Raw genomic sequence first — 21,819 nt, forward strand, 5'->3', positions numbered from 1 at the left:
GGCCCGTCCGGGGCCGCTCCCACGCCCACCGTGCCCCCGGGCGTTCCGGTGGGCGCGCGGGGCGGGACCGTCACCGTCCGCTGCCTCGCCGGGTCGGTGGAGGTGCTCGGGGTGACGCCCGCGCCCGGTTTTCAGGCCGAGGCGTACGACCCGGGGCCGGCGAAGCAGGTCCAGGTCGAGCTGACCTCGGCCGAGCACGGCAGCGAGATCCGGGTGCACTGCGCCAACGGCCGGCCGAAGCCGAAGGTCAAGGAGCGCTCCGACTGACCGGGGGCCGGCGGGTGCCGCGCCCCGGGGACGTACCCCGGACGCGGCCCCCCGTTCCCGCCGGCCCGTTCCGTCACCGCCCTGCCAGCGCCGCCCAGCCCGGGTTCACCGGCTGCCGGCGCAGCGGCATGCCCGCCTCCGCCGGTGTCCGGTCGCCCTTGCGCTGATTGCAGCCGTAGCAGGCGGCGGTGGTGTTACGCCAGGTGTTCCGGCCGCCGCGCGAGCGGGGCAGGATGTGGTCGATTGTCGACGCCGGGCCGCCGCAGTACGCGCAACACCGCTCGTCGCGGCGCAACACCCCGCCGCGGGACCAGGCCGGCCCGGCGCTGAACCGCCACCGGGTGACGACGTAGCGGACCAGCCGCACCACCCGGGGCATCGGAAAGACACCGATCACCCGGTCCGGCTCCGCCTCGTGGATCTCGGCCACCCGTCGGCAGAGCATCCGGACGGCGTGTTGGACGGTGACCCGGTGCAGCGGGCCGAGGTCGGCGTTGATGACGAGGACGGCGTCCACCGGGACTCCTTTCGACAGATGGTGACGGACAGCGAAGAGCCGCCCGGTCCGGCTGGTGGACGGGCGGCTCGGCGCGTACGGGTACGCGTCAGTCGGGCCGGCCCGCCCGGGGACCTTCCGCTCGGCAACCGTCGCCAGGGAGCGTCGACGGCACGGCGTTGACGTGCGACATCGTCATGAGCTGCTCCCGCTGCGGTGGTTGACCTTGCGCGATCACGGTAGGTCGGGACGGGACAGAGGGGCAACGTATTTCGATCGGCTCTCGGGCTCCTCCGGGCGGCGCTGGCGGCGGGCGGTGGCCCCCGCCGTACGCCGGACGGTGCTCAGGGGCCGATCCAGTCGCAGCGCCATCCGTGCGGTGAGTTCGCTGTCCAGCAGCGGCCGGTTGACCTCGCCGGCGACCGACAGCGCCGGCCCGGAGATGGATCGCCAGATGGCTGCGAGCCCGGCGCCGAGGCCGAGCAGGGCGACGGTGGCCCGGGCGGTCGGTGAGCCGGCCGCGGCGGCGGCGCTCGCCGCGACCACGGCGAAGAGCACCACCACCAGCGGCACCAGCACCGGCCAGAAGATCCCCCGGGCGGCCTGCGCCACCAGCCGCCGGTCCCGGATGATCAGGTTCCGGGCGACCACCGCGTAGTCCTCCTCGTCGAGCAGGTCGCGCGGGTGCAGACCGCCGGTGAGCACGCCACGCCACAGGTCACCCTGGTTGCGTAGCTCGCGGCTCAGCTCGGCGGGCTCGGGTTCGGTCGGGTCGCCCCGGCCGGAGCGTTCCACCGCGACGGCCCACTCGGCCAGTGAGCGGCGGACGACCGCCGCCGAGTACGGCGGCAGCACGGTGGCCAGCTCGTCCAGCCAGCGACTGATCTGGACCTGCCGGCCGTTGAAGCGCCGGAGCAGTTCGGTGGCGTCACCGGGCCGGACGGTGTCGGCGAGTGACCGCCCCAGCCGGTAGGCCAGCCCGACGCGCAGGTTGGTGGCCATCGTCCACCGGAGCACCTCCACGTTGAGGTCGTCGAGGGCCAGCAGCAGTGGTTCGGTGTCGGCGGTGTCGGGCGGTCGCAGGTCGGGCAGCCGGTCCAGGTCGGGCAGCCGGGCGCGGGCGCCGGCCGTGTCGGGCCGGGGTCCGGTGTGCCGGGTGAGCGCGGCGATCTGGGCCAGCGCGACATCGACGCCGTCGAGGTACATCCGCATCCGCCGGGGCGGGGACATCTCGGTCAGGTTGGAGAGCTTGGCCGGTGGGCGGGGCGCGACGGTCGGAGCGGGCTGGGTGTTGCGCCCGTGGTGGTACGCGTCCGCCATCCACCAGCCCAGCCGCAGGGCGGTGACGACGCAGGCGCGCTCGTCACGGATCAGCGGGTACGCGTCGTCCCGGCCGGCCTCCTCGGTGAGCGGCCCGCTGTCCGCACCGGCGCAGTGCAGTGGTGACATCTCCGCTGCCCTCCCGCCCGGTCGATCGACAGATGATCAACCGAGCGTACGGCAGCGTACCGTCGCTTATGGGGGGTTTTGTCGGTTTCGCTTGTCCCGTCCGGCGAGCAGCCCTCGCGGCCGGATCGAGCGCACCGGCTCGGCCGCACCGCCCTCCGCGCGCAGGATGTGGTTCGCAGCCAGGATCCCCGTCGCCGCGGACCGTTCCATCAACGCGCTCGGGAAGTCCGTGCCGATGCCGTCCCCCGCGAGGTAGAGGCCCTGCGCGTCGGTGCGCACCCCCGGTCGCCAGGCGTGACTGCCCGGCGTGAACGCCGGCGCCTGCGCCTCCACCCGGGCCCGCAGCTCACGGACCCGCAGGTCGGCGACCTCCGGCCAGAGCACGATCAGCTCGCGGCGCATCCGCTCGGCCAGCTCCTCGGCCGGCACGTCGGGCTCGCAGGCGTACGCGTGCAGCTCGATGACCGACCCACCGGTCTGCCGCGCCCAGCGCCGCGACTCGTTCTCCAGCCGGTGGTAGAGCGTCACCGAGTCCAGGGTGGGCTGCCGGGACACCCCGTTGAAGACCGCGCGACCGGCGGCCACGTCCCCGTCGCACCAGTACCGCGCCACCGCGTACGGCGGTCCGGGCGTGCCGAACGCGGGCATCCTCGCCACCAGCTCCGGGGCGTGCGTGACCAGATCGGGGGAGGCCGCGACGAGCGTGGCGAGCGCCGGCGGGTCGACGGCCAGCACGACGTGGCCCGCCGAATGGTCGCCGCCGCCGGTGGTCGTCACCCGCCAGCCGTCGGCGTCGCGGTGCACCCCGGTCGCGGCGGCGTCGGTGAGGACCCGGCCGCCGTGCTTCTCCACGTGCCGGGTCAGCGGCTCCCAGATCGCTGTCGCATAGTCCTCGTCGGGGCAGTCGAACGCCAGCCCCTCCGGGTTGCCGAGCAGGTAGAAGTGGAACTGCGCGACCATCTCGGCGGCCGACATCTCCGCCTCGTGGTTGAAGAACGAGTGCGAGAAGACCTCGAACAGCATGGCCCGCGCCCGGTCCGGCAGCCGTAGCGACGACAGCAGCTCGTCCGCCGTCCGGTCGTCCAGGTCGGCGTACGTGCGCACCGGGTCGTAGGTGAGCAGCGGCAGCGCGGCGTCCCGGTCCATCTGTCGCAGGTCGGCCAGGCGCAGGCTGGGACTGCGCAGCAGCAGCGCGAGCAAATTCGCCGGCGGCGCGGGCGGCAACTTGCCGAACTCCTCGGTCGGCCACTGCTCACTGAGGATCGGATAACCCGGGATCGGCTTGAGGAACCCCAGATCGGGGTCGATCCGGCGGAGGATCGACCGCCAGTTGTAGTACTGCCGGAAGAACGCGTGGAAGCCGTGCTCGTTCTGCTGGCTGCCGTCGGCCAGCGCCTCCGGCCAGGCGCCCAACCGGCCGCCCAGGGTGGGCGCGGCCTCCAGTACCGTCACCGCCACACCCCGTTCGGCAAGCACCACCGCCGCCGACATGCCGGCGATGCCGCCGCCCACCACCACCGCCGTGACCGGTCGCGGCACGCGGTCCGCGCCACCACCGCCGGGGTCCACCTCATGCTGGCGTACGCCGATGACCCGACCCACCATCTGCGACACCGCCACGAGCACCTCCGTCGTCGGGCCCAGTCTCCCCTACGGAAGGCAGCGGCGCGCGCGGTCGGAGCTGGGCCAGACGTACTCCAGGTCCTCCGGCACGTCGTCTCCGAAGATCGGCCGGTAGTGCGTGGGGTCCTTGCGGACCAGCGACGAGCGGTGGCTCAGGTGCAGATCCTCGCGGCCCAGCCAGGGCGGCAGCTCACCGGCCGAGGCCAGCTCCTGCTGGGTACGCACCACGCCGGGCCCGCAGGCGGCGGCCAGGTCGACGGTCATCGTCGTGGCGCAGGTGTCGGCGCGCCCCGGTTCGGTCCAGACGGCACACATGTCCAGGCCGTACCGGGTGAGCGCCTCCTCGTACCCGGCCCACATCTTCACGGCCGGGTGGTTGCGCCAGCCGTACCCGGGTCGGGTGAGCCCGCGCAGCACCTGGATGGCCTCCACCCGCTGCTTGCCCAGCCGCCGCGGGTCCAGCGCGCGGGCGCTGGCCAGGAAGTCCGGGTACGGCAGGAAGGTCTGCATGGCGCTGCTCTACCCGTCGTCGGGGCCGACATGCGTGGTCGGGGATGATCCGGACGGGGTCGCCCACCGTGATCGTGCTGATTACGATCCGGGCATGGCGGAGCCGTGGCGGGACCGGGCGCGACGGGCGGTCGAGTGGAACTGGCGGCTGCGGCCCGTCGGTGATCCGCGACCGCACTACGTGATCTGCGGGAGGGACGCGCTCGCCTACTACGTGGCCCGGGCGTTGCTCGAATCCGAGCTGCCGTCCGGCGGTGCTCGGGTGACAGTCGTGGTGCCGGAGCGCTACCCGCGCAACGGTCCGGACGTGGCGGGGCTGCGTGGGGTGCGGGTGGTCCGTTCCGAGCGGCTGGACGTGGCCACGTTCGAGGCCGCCGGCCTGGCCGGGGCGACCGGGCTGGCCCTGCTGCACCAGGACGACGTGGGCAACCTGCACGCCGCGCTCTGCGCCCAAGCAGTGGACCACCGGGTCCGCCAGGTGCTGCGGATGTTCAACGGCACCCTCGCCGACGGCGTACGCAAGCTGCTCAAGGCGCCGGTCGAGGTGCTCTCCGACGCCGAGATGGCGGCGCCAGCGTTCGTGGCCGCCGCGCTCGGTGAGGTCGACCCGAGTTCGTTCCAACATCGGGACAAGACGTTCCGGGTTGCCCGACGGGCCGACGTGCGCCCGCAGGACGTCGTCTGCGCGTTGGCCCACGGCGGTGACGAGCAGGGGGTCGACCTGCTGCCCGCCGAGCAGGCCGGTGCCGACCTGGTGCTGGCCGAGGCGACCGGCCAGCCGCCGGGGACCGAGGTGGCGGCCCGCCGGCTGGTACGGGCCCGGCGGCGACGCCGTCCGGTCACGATGCTGCTGGGGGCGGTACGCGGCTTCGCCACCCGCAAGATCGGCATCGCGGTGATGCTGGTGCTCGCGGTGATCGCGGTGCTCGGCGCGCTGATCTCCCGGGCCGAGGGTGTCTCCCCGGCCGAGGCCCTCTACCTGACGCTTGTCACGACCCTCAGCGGTGCCGACCCGGACACCGGGAAGACCGCCAGCGCGCAGGTCATGCAGGTGGTGCTCAACCTGGCCGGGCTGGCGCTGATCCCGCTGATCACCGCCGTCGTGGTGGACGGCATCGTCAACGCGCGGCTGGCCCTGCACACCGGCCGGTCGCAGCCCGCGCGGGTGGGGCACGTCGTGGTCATCGGCCTGGGCAACGTCGGCACCCGGGTGATGGCGCAACTGCGCGAGTACGACGTCGAGGTGGTGGCGATCGACAAGAATCCGGAGCCGCGCGGCGGCGCGCTGGCCCGGCAGTTGGAGGTGCCGCTCATCGTCGGGGACGCGGCCCTGCCGGAGACCCTGGCCGCCGCCTCGGTGGCCGACTGCCAGGCGCTTGTGGTGGCGTCCACCGACGACGTGGCCAACCTGGAGGCGGCGCTGGCCGCCCGGGATCTCCGCGACGACCTGCGGGTGGTGCTGCGGCTCTTCGACGGCGACTTCGCCGAGCGGGTCGAGGAGACCTTCGCCCTCGGCGTGTCCCGATCCGTCTCCTACCTGGCCGCCCCCGCGTTCATCGGCGCGCTCACGGAACGCGCGGTGATCACCACGATACCGGTCGACCGGCACGCGCTGCCGGTCGCCGAGGTGCCGGTCGCCGCGGGCTCCGATCTCGACGGCCGGCCACTGGACACGGTCAACCGGGACGGGCAGGTCCGGTTGATCGCCCGTACCCCGGCCGGCGGGGCGAAGACGATCTGGTGGAAGGACCTCGACCCCCGACAGGTGATCTTCGCCGGTGACCGGCTCACCGTGGTCGCCCGCCGCCGCGGCCTGGACTGGCTGACCAGGCACTGCGCGCCGCCCGCCGGTTCCGGCCCGGTTCCCCGGCCCGGCGGGGAGCCGCACCCGACACCCCGGTCGGTGCCGGGGTCGGCGGAGTGGCGCGTCGCCGCTTCCCCGAGCGGTGCGGCGCATCCCGTGCCGGTGCCACCCGCGGCCGGCGCGACGAACGGCGGCTCGCTGGACGAGGTCGAGGTGATCCGCCAACCCGACGGGCCCGGCGAGGCGGGGTGACCAGCCCGGCGCACGGTGCCGGTCGGGGTCCCCGCCGTCGACGGCGGCCGAGTAGGGTGCGCCAGTGCTTGGTGGTGGGGTGGGCCGAGGAGCCCGGGACGCGCAACGGCGACGGCGCGGAGCGGCTGTCGTCCGGTGGATGCGCACCCGGCCGATGTGGTGGCCGATGGCGGCGTTCGGCCTGGTCGTGGCGGTGGTCGTGGGCTGGGCGCTGTGGCCCGAGGACGAGCCGGAGCCGCGCCAACGGGACTACCGGGCGGAGACCGCCTGTCTGCTCACCGGCGCGGGAGGTGTCGACGCCCCCGAAACCCGTCCCGTGTGGACCGGCATGCAGGAGGCGTCCCTCGCGACCCTCGTGAAGGTGCAGTTCCTCGAAGTGGACGGCCCGCAGACGGGCGAGAACGCCGAGACGTTCCTCGCGAGTCTGGTGCAGAGCCGCTGCGGCGTGATCCTGGCCGTCGGCGAGGCGCCCGTGCGGGCGGTCCGTCCGACCGCCGCACGGTTCCCCTCAGCGAAATTCGTCGCCTTCGGTGCCGCGACGCCCGGCCCCAATGTGGTCGTCGAGCAGGCCACCGATCCGGAATCCGTGCATCGTAAGGCCGTTGAGGTGGTCTCCGCGCTGGCGTCCGGCAGGGACTGACGCTCCAAGGTTTCTCTCAGGATTAGCCGTTCGGACATCTTGTGCCCATGATCGACCAACCCTCACACTCCGCGTTGGTAATTTCACTTCACGGGGGAGGGGACCGGCCATGCGCCGATCCGTTACCAGTGGCACACGCCGTGCCGCATTCATGGTGGCTGTTGTCTTCGGTCTGACCGTCGCCGTTCCGGCCGACGTGGTCCGGCCGGGCGGGGAGTTCCCGCTGACGTGGCTCACCTGGTTCGCGCAGCGTCCCGCCTGGTCGGCGACGGCGGCGTTCGTGGGGCTCCCCGTGCAGCAGAAGGGGAAGCCGGTCACTGTCGACCGGCACGTGCCGGCCTCGGCTACCGACGCCGGCCGGGGCGCCGGGCGGGCACCGGAACCCGCGCCGGGCACCCTTGAGGCGTACCAGCCGCACCAGATCCCCACCACGCCCGAGGTGACGGGGGCGGCCGAGCCGGGCTTCGACGCCCGGACCAGCACGCGGGACGCCCGCAAGTCCAGTGCGCGCTCGGACATCTTCGCGAACGCCGACGGATCCTTCACCAAGCGCACGTACAACCGCCCGGTCAACTACCGCGCGTCGGACGGCAGCTGGCAGAAGATCAACTCGAATCTCGCCCGCCGCTCGGACGGTCGGCTGCACGTCACGGCGAACCGGCTCGGCGTGTCGGTCGCCGGCGGTGCTTCGACCGCCCGCGCCACGAACGCGGCCGCGGCGGACACGCCCACCGTGGACGGCGACCTCGCCCAACTCACCCTGCCGGGCGGTGAGAGCGTCGGTTACCGGCTCGAGGGTGGCACCATCAACGCTCCCGAGGTGGCCGGGCCGACCGCTCGCTACCGGGACGTTCTCCCACACACCGACCTGGAGCTGACCACCTTCGACGCCGGTGTCAAGGAAACCCTGGTGCTGCGTTCGCCGGAGGCGGCGTCGACCTGGGTGTTCCCGCTCCGCCTCACCGGGCTGACCCCTCGGCTCACCGCCGCGGGTTCGGTGGAGCTGCTCAACGCGGACGGCAAGGCCGTGGCCTGGTTCCCGCACGGCTCGATGCAGGACTCGAAGGTCGACCGCAGGTCCGGCGCCCCGGCCGAATCCGACGCCGTCACGTTCGAGATCATCACCGTCGACGGCGCTCCCGCGCTGCGGGTCGTGGCCGACCCGGCCTGGCTGCGGGACCCGGCCCGCCAGTACCCGGTGCGGGTGGACCCGACCGCCACCACCGGCACCACCGGCGACGTGTACGTCGACAACGACACCGGGACGACCAACCACAACGGCGACAACCTGCCCGTCGGCACGTACAACAGCGGCGGGGTGAAGGCGCGCTCGTTCATCCACTTCGACGAGTTCGCGAGCGACGGGCTCGCCGGCAAGCGGTTCAGCGCGGCGAAGCTGCGCCTCTTCCACACCTGGTCGTACGACTGCACCTCGCACAAGGCGTTCAACGTGCACCGGGTGACCCAGGCGTGGACTGTCGACAACCTGTCGACCGCCACGTACCCGGGGCCGACCATCTCCTCCTCGATCGGCTCGCTGACCATCGCCGACAACTACCCGGCCTGCACCAACGACCCGCCCAACCGGAGCACCGGCAAGTGGGTGACCGTGCCGCTGGCCGTGGACACGTTCAACGACTGGTCGACCGGTGGCATGAACGAGGGGCTGGCGCTGACCGCCTCCGAGACCGACTCGACGGCGTGGAAGCGGTTCACCGCCGCCAACTACTCCGACGGCAGCTACAAGCCGTACCTGGAGCTGACGTACACCAACAACGTCGCTCCGCAGGTAAACGTCCGCTACCCGACGAACAACGCGGTGGTGCAGACCCTCACGCCCGAGCTGCACTCGCGGGCCGTCGACCCGGACAACTGGCCGGCGAAGGGCTTCACCTACAACTACGTGGTCGCCGACGCCGAAACCGGCGCGGTGGTCGCCAACTCGGGTTGGGTCGCCACGGCGAGCTGGACCCTCCCGGCCGGCAAGCTGACCTGGAACAAGCGCTACCTCTACACCGTCCAGGTCAACGACAAGGCCGGCTCCAGCGCGGTCTACCCGGCGTACGCGTTCACCACCTCGGTGCCGCAGCCGCTGCTGACCGGGAGCCTGACGCAGAACTCCGGCAAGGGGTACGACCCCGGTATCGGCAACTACACCACCTCGGCCACCGACGCGAGCGTCGCCACGGTCGGGCCGTCCCTGTCGATCACGCGCAGCTACAACAGCCTGGACACCCGCCGCGGCAACGCCTTCGGGGCCGGCTGGGCGAGCATGCTCGACACCCGGGCCACCCAGGTCCGCGACATCGCAGGCCAGGTCCAGTCGGTTCTCATCACCTATCCGACCGGTCAGGACGTGGCGCTGGGGCGCAACGCCGACGGCACGTTCACCCCGTCGTCCGGCCGGTTCTCCGTCCTGAAGGAGAACAAGGACGTCGGAGGCGCGGTCACCGGCTACACGCTCACCGACAAGGACGCCTCCCTCTACGTCTTCGCGCAGGCCGCCGGCAGCGATGTCTTCAAGATCACGAGCATCACCGACGCCAACGGTCGGGCGATGACGTTCACGTACGACGGCAGCTCGAACGCCACGAAGGTCACCTCCGCCTCCGGCCGGTCCCTGTACGTCACCTGGTCCACCCCGGCCGGCTCGGCGTACGCCCACCCGGCGGCGGTGTCCACCGACCCGGCGGTCTCCGGTGACCCGAGCACCGCGACGACCTGGCAGTACAGCTACGGCACCAGCGACCAGCTCGCCAAGGTCTGCCCGCCGACCAGTTCCACGGCGTGCACCACCTACCAGCACGACAGCACCTCCCAGTACGCCAACGCGACCCTGAACGCGGGGCCGTACTCGTACTGGCGGTTGACCGAGGCGTCCGGCGCCACCACGGCGGCGAGTTCGGTGCTCGGCAACGCGGGCGTGGACAACGCGAGCTTCAACAACGTCGCGCTGGGTCAGCCGGCGGCGCTGCCCGGGTCCACCGCGACGACGGCCGGCTTCAACGGCACCAGTTCGTTCGTGCAGCTGCCGGGCAACCTGGTCAGCGACGGCCAGTACCAGTCCGTCAGCATGTGGTTCAAGACGACCACGCCGAACGGGGTGCTGTTCAGCTACCAGGCCGACCCGATCACGAAGGGCACCACGCCGGCCAACTACACCCCGTCGCTCTACATCGGCACCGACGGCAAGCTGCGCGGCTCGTTCTGGAACGGCAACCCGTCCCCGATCAACACGAACGTGACGGTCACCGACGGCGCATGGCACCACGTGGTGCTGGCCGGCGCCGGCGACACCCAGAAGCTCTACCTCGACGGGGTCGACCGGGGCACCCTCGCCGGCACCGTCGCCCAGATCCCCGGCGGTTCGGCGAACGTGCTGGTCGGTGCCGGTTTCGTGGGTGGCGGCTGGCCCAGCCACGTCAACAGCGGTGTCACCCCGGCACGGGCCACCTACTTCACCGGCTCCATCGGCGAGGTGTCGTTCTTCAACCAGGCGTTGACCGGTACCACGGTGTCCGCGCTGCACGACGCGGGCCGGACAGCCCACCCGGTGCTCAGCTCGGTGGTCCGCCCCTCGGGTGGGATCACCGCGCAGGTCGGCTACGACAAGTCCACCGGTCGGGTGTCGACAGTCACCGACGAGAACGGCGGTGTCTGGACGATGGGCACCCCCACCGTCTCGGGCAGCAGCGACGTCTACGCCGCCTCGGTGCTGGGCGGCAAGCCGGCCGACTACTGGCGGCTCGGTGACGTCGAGGCGACGGACGCCGCCAACGAGGTGCAGGGCGGTGTCGCCACCTACAGCTCCGCCACCCTCGGGGTCGCCGGCCCGTTCAGCGACAGTCGGGCCGCGTCGTTCAACGGCACCACGTCGTACCTCCAGCTCCCACCGGAGGACATGCCCGGCACCGGGCCCAACTCGGTCGAGCTGTGGTTCAAGATGCCGGCGGGCAACACCGCCGGTGGTGTCCTCTACGGCTACCAGGCCAGCCCGGTGGCGGATCCGACAGTGACCGGCAACTGGACCCCGGCCCTCTACGTCGGCACGGACGGCAAGCTGCGGGGCGGGTTCTGGACCGGCAGCTCCACTCGGGTCATCACGAGCGCGGGCGCGGTCAACGACAACAAGTGGCACCACGTGGTCCTCTCCGCGGCCACCGCCACCCAGTCGCTCTACCTCGACGGCGTCGCGGTCGGCAAGCTCGACAACGCGTTGGTCGCCACCGACGCGGTGAACGCGTACGTCGGCGCGGGCAAGTGGGCCGGCTCCTGGCCGTTGCACGGCGCCGGCGAGGTCGGCTACTTCACCGGATCGATCGCCGAGGTGGCGTTCTACCGTTCGCAGCTCTCCGCCGACCAGGTGACCGCGCACTTCCAGGCGTCGAAGCAGACCGCGCCGGTCGCCGTGACCATGGTCAACGGCGCCGCCAGCGCGATTCCGATGCCGGTCTCCACCGTCGCGGTGACCGGGCCGACCGGTGAGAAGATCAGCTACAGCTACGACCTGGTCAACGGCAGCCGGATGGTCGCCCAGACCGACGGCCTGGGCAACACCACCAAGTTCGGGTACGACGTGGGCGGCTACGGCAACCTGACGTACGACCCGCGCGGCGTGTGGAGTCAGGAGCTCCAGGACGCCCGGGGCAACACGAAGCAGGTCATCACCTGTCAGGACCAGTCGGCCAACAAGTGCTCGTCGGTCTACTACACCTACTACGCCAACTCGGCCGACCCTCTCAACTGGGGTACCGCTTCGCTGCCGATGATGTTCGAGGACTTCAACGGCGACGGCGCACCGGACGTGGTCTACCGCGAGGCCGACAACACAATCCAGATGGTGCAGGGCAACGGCACGGGCGGCTGGCTCACCAGCCTGCCGGTGCAGATCGGCACCAGCCTGGCCTCGGCCAACCTGGCGGTCGCCGCCAAGGACTTCACCGGCGACGGCAACCCGGACCTGATCTGGCGCAGCGCCTCCGACAGCAACCTCTACGTCCTGCCCGGCAACGGCAAGGGCGGTTGGTTGAGCAGCACCTCGACGAAGATCGGCCCGAGCGTCGGCGCCGCGGACCTGATGACCTTCTCGAAGGACTTCAGCGGTGACGGCAAGCCGGACATCATCTTCCGCAGCTCGGTGGACAAGAACCTCTACCTGCTCAAGGGCAACGGCTCGGGCGGCTGGTTGAGCACCACCGCCACCATGATCGGCCCGAACGTGGGCGCCGCGAATCTGCTCGCCTCACCGGGCGACTTCGACGGCGACGGCAAGAACGACGTCGTCTTCCGCAGCAGCGTCGACAACAACCTGTACCTGTTGAAGGGCAACGGTTCGGGCGGCTGGCTGAGCACCACCGCGACCCGGATCGGCACCGGGTGGGGCAGCGCCAAGGCCCTGTTGTCCGCCGGGGACTTCGACGGCGACAAGAAGCCCGACATCGTCTACCTCAAGTCGACAGACAACGAGATGTACCTGGTGTCGGGCAACGGCACCGGTGGTTGGGCGACCGGCAGCTCCGTCAAGATCGGTGGCACGCCGGACCCGCGTAACGACGTCATCCTCACCATGCGCGACGGCCGATCGTCGTCGGCCACCGACAACCGGTACCTGACCAGCTACGGCTACGACGGCAAGGGCAACCAGACCGCCATCACCGACCCGCTGGGCCGGGTCACCCGCACCACCTTCACCGACGGCACCACAGTGGCGGCGAAGGACGGCGGATTCGCCCCGGCCGGTCTGCCGGCGGCGGTCACCACGGCCGGCGGGCAGACCCAGACGATCACCTACTACGCCAGTGGCGACGTCGCCGAGATGGTCGAGCCGAGCGGCAAGATCACCCGCTACACGTACGACGGGCTGGGTCGGCTGCTCACCGAGACCGAGGTGACCAACAGCTACCCCGCGGGACTCACCACCAGCCACACGTACGACCGGTTGAGCCGTGAGATCACCGAGACCGAGCCGGGCGTCACCAACCGGGTCACCGGCGCGATCCACACCGCCCGCACCTCCACCGTGTACGACGACGACGGCAACATCACCGAGGTGACGGTCAGCGACCTGACCGGCGGCGACGCGTCCCGCACCGAACGGCACACCTACAACTCCTACGGGCAGGAGTCGTCGACCACCAACGGCGTCAACCAGACCACCAGCTTCGAGTACGACAGGTACGGCCGCGTGGTCAAGGAGACCGAGGCCGACGGTGGGGTGACCACCAGCACCTACGACGTCGAGGGCAACCTGCTCACCACGACGGTGAAGAACTTCACCGGCGACCCGAACAACCCGTCGGCGCCCCGCGACCTGGTGACCACCACCCGGGCGTACGACCCGGCGGGCCGGCTCGCCAGCGAAACCGACGCGATGGGCTGGACCACCAGCTGGACGTACACCGACAACGGTCTGGAGGCGAAGGTCAGCCGGACCGACGGCACCAGGACCTTCGTGGTCGAGGAGAACGTCTACGACGCCGCCGGCAACGTGGTCAGCGAGATCACCAACAACGGCCACACCGTCACCGCCACCGAGTACGACGCGGCCGGCCGGACGACCGCCTCGGTCGTCGACCCCAGCGGGTTGAAACGGCGGACCGCGCTTACCTACGACGCCGACGACAATGTCATCTCCACTGTTTCCTCCGGGGCGGACGGCACCGTCACCAGCTTCTCCGACGCGCTCTACGACAGCGCCGGCCGCGCCATCGCCGAGACCGAGTACCCGTCGACGGCGCTCACCCCGGTCGGTCGCTGGAAGCTCGACGAGACCAGCGGCACGAAGGCCGCCGACTCCAGCGGCAACAGCCCGGCCACCGCAATCGGCAACGTCACCTGGTCCGCCGACCGGGGCGGCTCTGCCGTCCTCGACGGCACCAGCGCGTACCTGAAGACCGGCCCGGTGGTGGACACCAAGCGTGCCTTCACGGTCTCGGCCTGGGCGAAGCTCAAGTCCGGCGGCCCGGCCACCGATCAGCTCGTCGTCGCGGCACCCGGCGCGAATGGCAACTCGGCCCTGAAGTTGTACTACGCACCGGCTCAGAACCGCTGGTACTTCGCGATGGCGGTGCGCAAGGCGGACGGCACCGTCACCTGGATCGGCGGCGGTGGCCCGAACGGCTCCGCGGTCGTCGACGCGTGGACGCACCTGTCGCTGGTTGTCGACCCGACCGCCAGGACGGTCAAGCTGTACGCCGACGGCAGCCTGCAGACCACCCTGGCCGTCACCGAGCCCTTCAACAACACGGCGACCGGCTTCACCATCGGCGGCGCCGACGGGTTCGGCTGGTTCGCCGGCGCCATCGACGACGTGCAGGTCTACCAGAAGGCGCTTACCGACGCGGAGGTCTCGCAGGTCAGGGCGGGGACCGCCCCGGCGGCGGACGCCTCCGTCATCCGTACCTCGCAGGTGTTGGACTCCGACGACCTGCCCACCTCGGTCACCGACCCCAACGGCAACACCACCTACTACGGGTACGACGAGGAGGGTAGGGCGGTGAAGACCACCGCCCCGGCGGCCACGGTCGAGCAGCCCGGTCAGATTCCCGCCCAGGCGAACGCGGTGAGCTGGGTCGGGTTCAACACGTTCGACGAGCCCACCGACACCCGGGACGCGAACGGCAACTGGTCGGTGGTGGAGTACGACGCGGTCGGCCGCGTCGTGTCGGAGAAGGCACCCGCGTACACCCCGCCGGGGTCGTCGACGCCGATCGTGCCGGAGACGCGCTACAGCTTCGACACGGCCGGTCAGCTGGCGACTGTCACCGACCCGCTGGGCAAGATCACCCGCTACGAGTACGACCAGCTGGGCCGGACGTCGAAGGAGATCGCGCCGAACGACGGCGCCACCACCTACACCTACGACGACGCGGGCAACGTGCTGTCGACGACCGACCCGACCGGGGCGGTGAGCACCGCGACCTACGACTACCTGGGCCGCACGGTCACCTCGACCGAGGTGGTGCGGCAGGAGGGCAAGAACCACACCACCACCTACACGTACAACGCGCAGGGGTGGCCGTCGCAGGTCACCACGGCCGCCGGCGTGAACGGCTCGACGACGTACAACGTGCTCGGTGATCCGCTGACGGTCACCGACGGCGCCAACAACGTGAGCCGCTACGAATACGACTCCGAGGGTCGGACCACGAAGTCGATCCGCCCGGACGGCTCGTACGCCTCGGTCACCTACGACATGGCGGACCGGCCCACCCGCACCGCCGAGTACAGCCCGACCGGGACGCTGCTGTCGGAGCAGTCGGCCCGCTACGATCGGGCCGGCAACATGGTGGCCAGCACCGACGCCCGCAAGACGACGGTGACCTACGAGTACGACGCGACAGGCGTGGTCACGAAGGAGACGCAGCCGATCTCCGCGTCGGACTCCATCGTCACCACGTTCGGCTACGACCTGGAGGGCAACCGCACCCGGTTCACCGACGGTCGGGGCAACGCCTTCCTCACCCGGTACAACTCGTGGGGTCTGCCGGAGGCGATGATCGAACCGGCCACCGCCGACCACCCCGACCCGGCGGACCGCACCTTCACAGTGGAGTACGACAGGTCCGGCCGGCCGGTGAAGCAGTCCATGCCAGGTGGGGTGACTGTCACCAACGAGTACGACGACCTGGGTCAGCTGGTGCGCCAGTCGGGCGCGGGCGCCGAGGTCGCCACCGAGGACCGGACCTTCGGCTACGACGTGGCCGGCCGGATGACGTCGCTGTCCGGTTCGGGCGGCACGAACACCATCGCGTACGACGACCGGGGTCTGCCCCGGTCGGTGAGCGGTCCGTCGGGCAACTCGACGTTCGGCTACGACCCGGACGGCCGGCTCGCCTCCCGGCAGGACGCGGCAGGCACGACCTCCTACGGGTACGACGGCGCGGGTCGCCTGTCGTCGCTTGCCAACCCGTCGGCCGGCGTGCAGATGGCCTACACCTACAACACCCTCTCCCAGGTCTCGAAGATCACGTACGGGTCGAGCGGCAACACCCGCAACTTCACGTTCGACCCGCTGCGGCGGCTCACCGGCGACGAGTTGAAGTCGTCCGCCGGGGCGTCCCTCGCGAAGATCACGTACGGCTGGGACGAGAACAGCAACATCACCTCGAAGTCGACGACCGGGTTCGCCGGCTCGGCCTCGAACACCTACACCTACGACCTGGCCGATCGGCTGACGTCGTGGAACAACGGCGCCACCACCACGGCGTACGCGTACGACAAGGCCGGCAACCGAGTGCAGAACGGTTCCAAGCTGTTCACCTACGACCAGCGGAACCGCCTGCTCACCGCCGACGGCGCGAGCTACACGTACACGGCGAGGGGCACTTTGGCCGACGCCGGTGGCAACGTCACCCGCACCGACGCGTTCGGGCAGGTGGTGTCGCAGCAGTCGGCGGGCGGTACGCAGACCTACACGTACGACGGGTTGGGTCGGGCGATCCGGCCCGGCCACGCGTACACCGGTCTGGGTAACGACCTGGCGGCGGACTCCAGCGCGACCTACGTGCGGGGGCCGTCCGGCGAGGTGGTCGGCACCACCGGCGGCGGCAACCAGCGGATGGTCTGGACGGACCTGCACACCGACGTGGTCGGGCAGTTCACCCCGACCGGCACGGCGTTGACCGGGTCGGTGACCTACGACCCGCTGGGCAAGGCGCTCACCACCAGCGGGCTGCTCGGTCAGCTCGGCTACCAGTCCGAGTGGACGGACGCGTTGACCAGCCGGGTCAACATGCACGCCCGCTGGTACAACACGGACACCGGGCAGTTCGACACCCGGGACGCGGCGAGCAACAGCCCGCTGCCGGACTCGATCAACGCCAACCGCTACCAGTACGGCGACGCGAACCCGCTGACCGTGACCGACCCGACCGGGCACTTCGGTCTGGGCAGCCTGAAGAAGTCCTTCTCCCGGGCGGTCAGCTCGGTCAGTTCGAGCTTCCGTTCGTACGCGTCGTCCGCCTACTCGTACGCCTCGTCGTACGCGTCGTCGGCCTACTCGTACGCCTCCTCGGCCTACAGCGCCGCGAAGTCCACAGTGAAGAAGACCGCTTCACGGGCCAAGGCGGCGGTGAAGAAGAAGTACCACCAGGCCAAGAGGAAGTACCACCAGGTCAAGAAGCAGATCAAGAAGAAGTACAACCAGGCGAAACGCGCGGTCAAGAAGAAGTACAACCAGGCCAAGAAGTACGTCGCGAAGAAGGCGGCGGCGGTAAAGAAACGCGCCAAGCAGGCGGCGGCGAAACTCAAGCAGGCCGGTAAGAAGGTCGCCGCCAAGGCGCAGCGGGTCGTCAAGAAGGCCACCACCGCCGTACGCGACGCCGCGAACGCCACGACCAAGTGGGTCAAGGAACACAAGGACGTCCTGCTGGAGGTCGCCGCGATCGGCGGCGCGATCCTCGCCGGCATCGCCTGCACGGCGGTGACCGCCGGGGTCGGCGCGATTGCCTGCATGGCCGGCGCTGGGGCGCTCATCAGCCTCGCCAAGGACGCTGCGCAGGGCGACATCCACAGCATCGGTGACGCGCTGGGCTCCCTGGGCACCGGTGCGGTCACCGGGCTGATCGGCGGAGCCGGCGGTGCCATCGCCGCGCGGGTCGGTGCGGCCGTGGCGAAGAAGGTCGGCACCGGCCTGGTGGGCCGCCTGGCCACCGAGGCCGCCGAGAACGGCGTCGAGGACGCGGTCAGCCAGCTGGCCACGTCCGGCACCTACAACCCCCGGTCGGCCGCGGAGAACATGGTTCCGGGGCTCGGGGCGCTGAGCCGCAAGGGTGGCGGGGGCGCGCGTTCCGGCGGGGCTGTCGGCCTTCCCAGCAACGCCCGTTCCTTCGCCTCGCCGAGCACTCGCGGCCAGCCGGGCGGAGTGCCACCCGTAGTCAAAACCTTCCCGGCTCCTAGCGGCGACTGGTCGGTCGACGGCCGATTGAAGGATGCCGAGCGGCATTTGGGCGAGGAGATGCGCGAAAATGCGACGCGGGGCAATCCAACGCAAAAGAAGAACAAGGCGTGGACAGCCGGCGTGAACGTTAGGACCGGGGAGGTGGCGGTTGCCTGCTCGGGCAACGGCTACTGTGCGGAGGGCAATGTGGTCAATGCCCTCGGTGGCAACTCGGATGACATCAACTTCACCAAGGCGAGGCAGAGGACCAGCAACCCGGGCGAGACGTATGCCGACAAGGAGAAGCCGATCTGCCGGAAGTGCTACCCCGGTGATTACCGGCGAGATCAGTTCCCCTCCGATGCCACCTTCGACGCTGACAACTAGCCCAGGGCCTAACACCTAGCCCTCTGGGTAGGATCGAGAGATGGACGCAGCGCGAACGATGAGAGCTCAGATGTTCGAGAGGGTTCCCTTCGTTCGCGCTGCGGCCTTGTCTCACGACGCCAGGAGTGTGGCTGTTGCCGACGACTCAGGGGTCCTCGTATGGGACGTTCAGTCGAATGAGCCTCCCATCAGACTGGATCTCCCTGCCGCCGGCGTTCGCTCGTTGGCTTTCTCTCCCGACGGAGAACACATCGTGGCGGGAAGTGCTGACGGGCAGGTGGCGATCGTGGCGGCGTCCGGTCGGAGGGTCCGCAGGTTTGCACCCCTGCCGGGCTCGTGCTGGGCGGTGGGGTGGGACAGGTCCGGTCGGTTCGTCGCTGCCGCTGGCGAAGATGGCACCTTGGTGGCGTGGAATGCCGATGGGGGGCAGGAACTCGTCCGGCTCACACGAGACGAACTGAGTCAGGGGGGTCGGCCCAGCATCGTCCGCGCTCTCGCCTTCGCCCACGGCGGCGACCGACTCGTCATCGCTACTCACGCGGGGGCGGTCGTCGAGTGGGAACCGTCTGTCGCGCGTGTTGTGCGGGTGCTGAGGGTGGGTGAGGGTGGTAGGCCGATCGGAGCGTTGGCCGCTGCTGACTCCGGCGTCGTAGCCGCCGGTGACAACCGCGGTGTTCTCCACCTATGGAGAGGTGAGTCGGCGGCCCTGGAGTTGGTGGGCCATGTTGGCACGATTGCCGCTGTTGCCCTCGACCCTTCCGGACGCCTTGTCGCCACCGGCGGCGACGACCGCGCCATTCGCGTCTGGGATGTAGAGAGCGGCCGGCTGCTGCACATACTGCGGGGCTTGAACGGGAAGATTCTCCACCTCGCGTTTTCGCCCGACGGGTCGCAACTCAGCGCCTGTGACGGAGATGCGGTGGTCGCCCGCTGGACCGTCGCGGACGGCAGGCTGGGTCACCGCGTCCGATGCCGCCCGGCGTCCGTGGACATCCCGCTCGCACAGGAAGAGCGAGCGTGGCAGCTCGAAGCCATGCGCCAGGACTGGGAGACGATTCGTTGCGGATGTCCCCGTGGTGCGCGGCATGTTCCGGGCAGTTTCGCCGACCTTGTTCGCGCGCAGTCGGAGGACGAAGTCCAGGCGCGCGGGCTCGTGAACGACGTTGAGATTCAAGGCATGCTGTTCGAGGCGGCCGTGCCGGTGACCTCGATGATCATCGCGGCGCTCGCGGAGGAGCGACTTTCGATCCCGGCGAGACGGGCTCTCCTCGATTTGCTGGCCACCTTTGTGGATGGAGAGTCCTACTACACCGAGGCTCTGGAGGGGCGGCCCGCTCTCGAGGAAGCCTGCCGGGAGGTGGCGCGGTCGGGACTGGGCGTCCTCTATCGGGAGATGGAAGTCGCGCCCGCACCGGGTACCGCCTCCTTGGTGGCGGAAATAATTGACAGCATCAACTCGGCGTGACGAAGAAGCGGGGCTGAGGGGCAGGGCGCCTTGGCGGGTCAGAGGCGTGTCCGTAGCGCGTACCAGGCAGTACCCAGGGCGAGCGCGCCGAAGCCGGTGAGGGCGCTGCTCAGGGGCAGGTTGACCGCGAGCAGTAGGCACCCGATCAGTCCGAGAGCGGCGAGGACCTGGACCGGCAGCCGCCGGTCGGGGTCGCGGCCCAGGGTGAGCGCCGCCGCGTTGGTGATCGCGTAGTAGACGAGCACGGTGCAGCTGGAGAAGCCGATCGCGTGGCCTACGTCGCCGAGCAGCACCACCACGATCACCACGGCGGCCACGGCCAGTTCGGCGCGGTGTGGCACCTGGTGTACCTGGTGCACGGCGGCCAGTGCGCCGGGCAGGTCGCGGCGGCGGGCCATCGCGAGGGTGGTCCGGCCGACCCCGGCGACGAGGGACAGCAGCACCCCGACGACGGCGATGGTGGCCCCGGCGCGGACCACCCAGGCCAGGCCGGGGAGCCCGGCGGCGGTCACCACGTCGACCAGGGGCGCGGCGGATCCGGCCAGCCGGTCGGCGCCGAGCACGCCGAGCGTGACCACGGCCAGTACCAGGTAGATGGCGAGCACCGCCCCGAGCGCCAGCGGCACGGCCCGGGGGATGGTCCGCTGCGGGTCGCGGACCTCCTCGCCGAGCGTGGCGATCCGGGCGTACCCGGCGAAGGCGAAGAACAGCAGCCCAGCGGCGGTGAGTACGCCCCGCGCGGAGCCGCCGGGGTCGGTCAGTCGATCCAGGTGCACCGGCCCGCCCACGATGCCGACGACGGCGACCAGGGCGAGCACCGCGAGCACGAGCGCGACCAGCAGTTTCGTGGCGGTGGCCGTCTTGCCGATGCCACGCAGGTTCACGGCGGTCACCGCGAGCACCGCGCCGACGGCGACCTGCCGGGCCTGCCCTGGCCACAGGTACGCCCCGATGGTCAACGCCATCGCCGCGCAGCTCGCCGTCTTGCCGACCACGAACCCCCAGCCGGCCACGAAACCGGCGAACGGTCCGAGGCGTTCCCGGCCGTAGACGTAGGTGCCGCCGGACTCCGGGTAGCGGGCCGCCAGCCGCGCCGAGCTTGTCGCGTTGCAGAAGGCGATGAAGCCGGCGAGCACCAGCGCTGGCAGCAGGCCGGCACCGCCGGCCGCCGCCGCGGCCGGACCGAAGACCACGAAGACGCCCGCGCCGAGCATCGAACCCAACCCGATGACAACCGCATCGGGTACGCCGAGCCGCCGTGCCAGTTGATCCACTGGCCAAGCCTAGGGGTGCGAGGTGAACGGCCGGTCCCATTGGCGTAGCCGGCCGGGGAGCGGCAGATCGTCCCAGGGCACCCGGTGCAGCAGCCGGTCCAGGAACAGCCCCAGCAGCAGACCGGCCACCGAGTCGGTCAGCCAGTGCCAGCCGAGGTAGGTGGTGGTGCTGAGGACGACAAGCGGCGGCACGATGCGGATCACGGTGACGAGCCGAGCCGGTAGGTGCCGGCCGAAGCTGCGGGCCAGCGGGGCGAGCAGCAGTGCGATGACGCCGTACCAGACGATGGCGTTGGCGACGTGCCCCGACGGGTAGGACTGGGCGAATCGGACCGGCAGGTCGTCGTGGAACAGCGGCAGGGTCTGCTCGGGCGGCAGGAACGGTTCCTTGATGCTCGCGCTCGGCGCTGCCCGCGCGGTCCAGACCTTCAGCGGACCGATCGTCAGGTAGGTCAGCACGAACCCGACCACCGGCGGCAGGATCGGCCGCACCGACCGCAGCCGGACGGCCAGCAGCGCGCCCAGCCCTGCGGCGATCAAGGTCAGTGGAGTGCCCTGACCGAGCAGGTTGAATACCCGGGCCACCCAGTAGGCGACCGCCGGTCGATGCCCGTCGGCCCAGTCGGCGACCGCCCGGTCCAACCCGAAGAGCTGGTCGGCGGCGAGCGCCACCGTCAACCCGACCAACCCGACCAGCAGCAGCGCGTCGAACCACCAGCCGGCCGGGCGGACGGGCCGTAGTCGCAGGTCACGTCGTACCGCCGTGGGTTTGA

The 21,819-nt window shown here is 70.8% G+C and carries 11 protein-coding genes; 5 read left to right on the top strand and 6 right to left on the bottom strand.

The genetic code is table 11. From position 1 onward, the window contains the following. Positions 1-267: hypothetical protein (locus FHG89_RS33145; RefSeq protein WP_208761137.1), on the top strand; the 267-nt coding region annotated here is incomplete at its 5' end. A gap of 73 nt (positions 268-340) precedes the next feature. Here the strand turns inward: FHG89_RS33145 and FHG89_RS28250 are convergent. The 4 genes from FHG89_RS28250 to FHG89_RS28265 form a co-directional block, all read right to left on the bottom strand. After that, the gene (locus FHG89_RS28250; protein ID WP_139587452.1) at positions 341-784 is read right to left on the bottom strand and encodes an HNH endonuclease; all 444 of its coding nucleotides are present in this window, start codon (positions 782-784) and stop codon (positions 341-343) included. A 213-nt stretch (positions 785-997) separates the two neighbouring features. After that, positions 998-2,212, bottom strand: coding sequence for a hypothetical protein (locus FHG89_RS28255; RefSeq protein WP_139587453.1), 1,215 nt, complete (start codon positions 2,210-2,212; stop codon positions 998-1,000). 66 nt (positions 2,213-2,278) lie between these two features. After that, positions 2,279-3,832 (bottom strand): FAD-dependent oxidoreductase, encoded by a 1,554-nt coding sequence (locus FHG89_RS28260; protein WP_139587454.1) that lies wholly within the window; start codon positions 3,830-3,832, stop codon positions 2,279-2,281. 30 nt (positions 3,833-3,862) lie between these two features. Next, positions 3,863-4,345, bottom strand: coding sequence for an MSMEG_6728 family protein (locus tag FHG89_RS28265; protein ID WP_139587455.1), 483 nt, complete (start codon positions 4,343-4,345; stop codon positions 3,863-3,865). Between the two features lie 94 nt (positions 4,346-4,439). Between FHG89_RS28265 and FHG89_RS28270 the strand changes: the two genes are divergently transcribed. The 4 genes from FHG89_RS28270 (at position 4,440) to FHG89_RS28285 (ending at position 19,772) form a co-directional block, all read left to right on the top strand. After that, on the top strand, positions 4,440-6,401 hold the full coding sequence (locus FHG89_RS28270; protein WP_244295937.1) for a potassium channel family protein: 1,962 nt from the start codon (positions 4,440-4,442) through the stop codon (positions 6,399-6,401). 139 nt (positions 6,402-6,540) lie between these two features. Next, a complete protein-coding gene (locus FHG89_RS28275; protein ID WP_139587456.1) occupies positions 6,541-7,041 on the top strand; it encodes a type 1 periplasmic-binding domain-containing protein in 501 nt (166 codons plus the stop codon). Positions 7,042-7,192: 151 nt separating this feature from the next. Then, complete coding sequence (locus FHG89_RS28280; RefSeq protein ID WP_167517542.1) at positions 7,193-18,307, top strand: LamG-like jellyroll fold domain-containing protein; 11,115 nt, start codon at positions 7,193-7,195, stop codon at positions 18,305-18,307. Positions 18,308-18,347: 40 nt separating this feature from the next. Beyond that, positions 18,348-19,772, top strand: coding sequence for a WD40 repeat domain-containing protein (locus FHG89_RS28285; RefSeq protein ID WP_139587458.1), 1,425 nt, complete (start codon positions 18,348-18,350; stop codon positions 19,770-19,772). Between the two features lie 38 nt (positions 19,773-19,810). Here the strand turns inward: FHG89_RS28285 and FHG89_RS28290 are convergent, their stop codons facing one another. Beyond that, a complete protein-coding gene (locus tag FHG89_RS28290) occupies positions 19,811-21,046 on the bottom strand; it encodes an APC family permease (RefSeq protein WP_139587459.1) in 1,236 nt (411 codons plus the stop codon). Positions 21,047-21,055: 9 nt separating this feature from the next. Further along, positions 21,056-21,793, bottom strand: a complete 738-nt coding sequence (locus FHG89_RS28295; protein WP_208761139.1) for a phosphatase PAP2 family protein — start codon at positions 21,791-21,793, stop codon at positions 21,056-21,058. Positions 21,794-21,819: the final 26 nt, after the last annotated feature.

The sequence above is a fragment of the Micromonospora orduensis genome, from assembly GCF_006228125.1.
In the GTDB taxonomy this organism is placed as follows: domain Bacteria; phylum Actinomycetota; class Actinomycetes; order Mycobacteriales; family Micromonosporaceae; genus Micromonospora; species Micromonospora orduensis.

Coding starts and splice junctions, on each gene's coding strand:
- FHG89_RS28255 (WP_139587453.1), bottom strand. CDS start 2,212: ATGTCACCACTGCACTGCGCCGGTGCGGACAGCGGGCCGCTCACCGAG.
- FHG89_RS28265 (WP_139587455.1), bottom strand. CDS start 4,345: ATGCAGACCTTCCTGCCGTACCCGGACTTCCTGGCCAGCGCCCGCGCG.
- FHG89_RS28270 (WP_244295937.1), top strand. CDS start 4,440: ATGGCGGAGCCGTGGCGGGACCGGGCGCGACGGGCGGTCGAGTGGAAC.
- FHG89_RS28275 (WP_139587456.1), top strand. CDS start 6,541: ATGCGCACCCGGCCGATGTGGTGGCCGATGGCGGCGTTCGGCCTGGTC.
- FHG89_RS28280 (WP_167517542.1), top strand. CDS start 7,193: ATGGTGGCTGTTGTCTTCGGTCTGACCGTCGCCGTTCCGGCCGACGTG.
- FHG89_RS28285 (WP_139587458.1), top strand. CDS start 18,348: ATGGACGCAGCGCGAACGATGAGAGCTCAGATGTTCGAGAGGGTTCCC.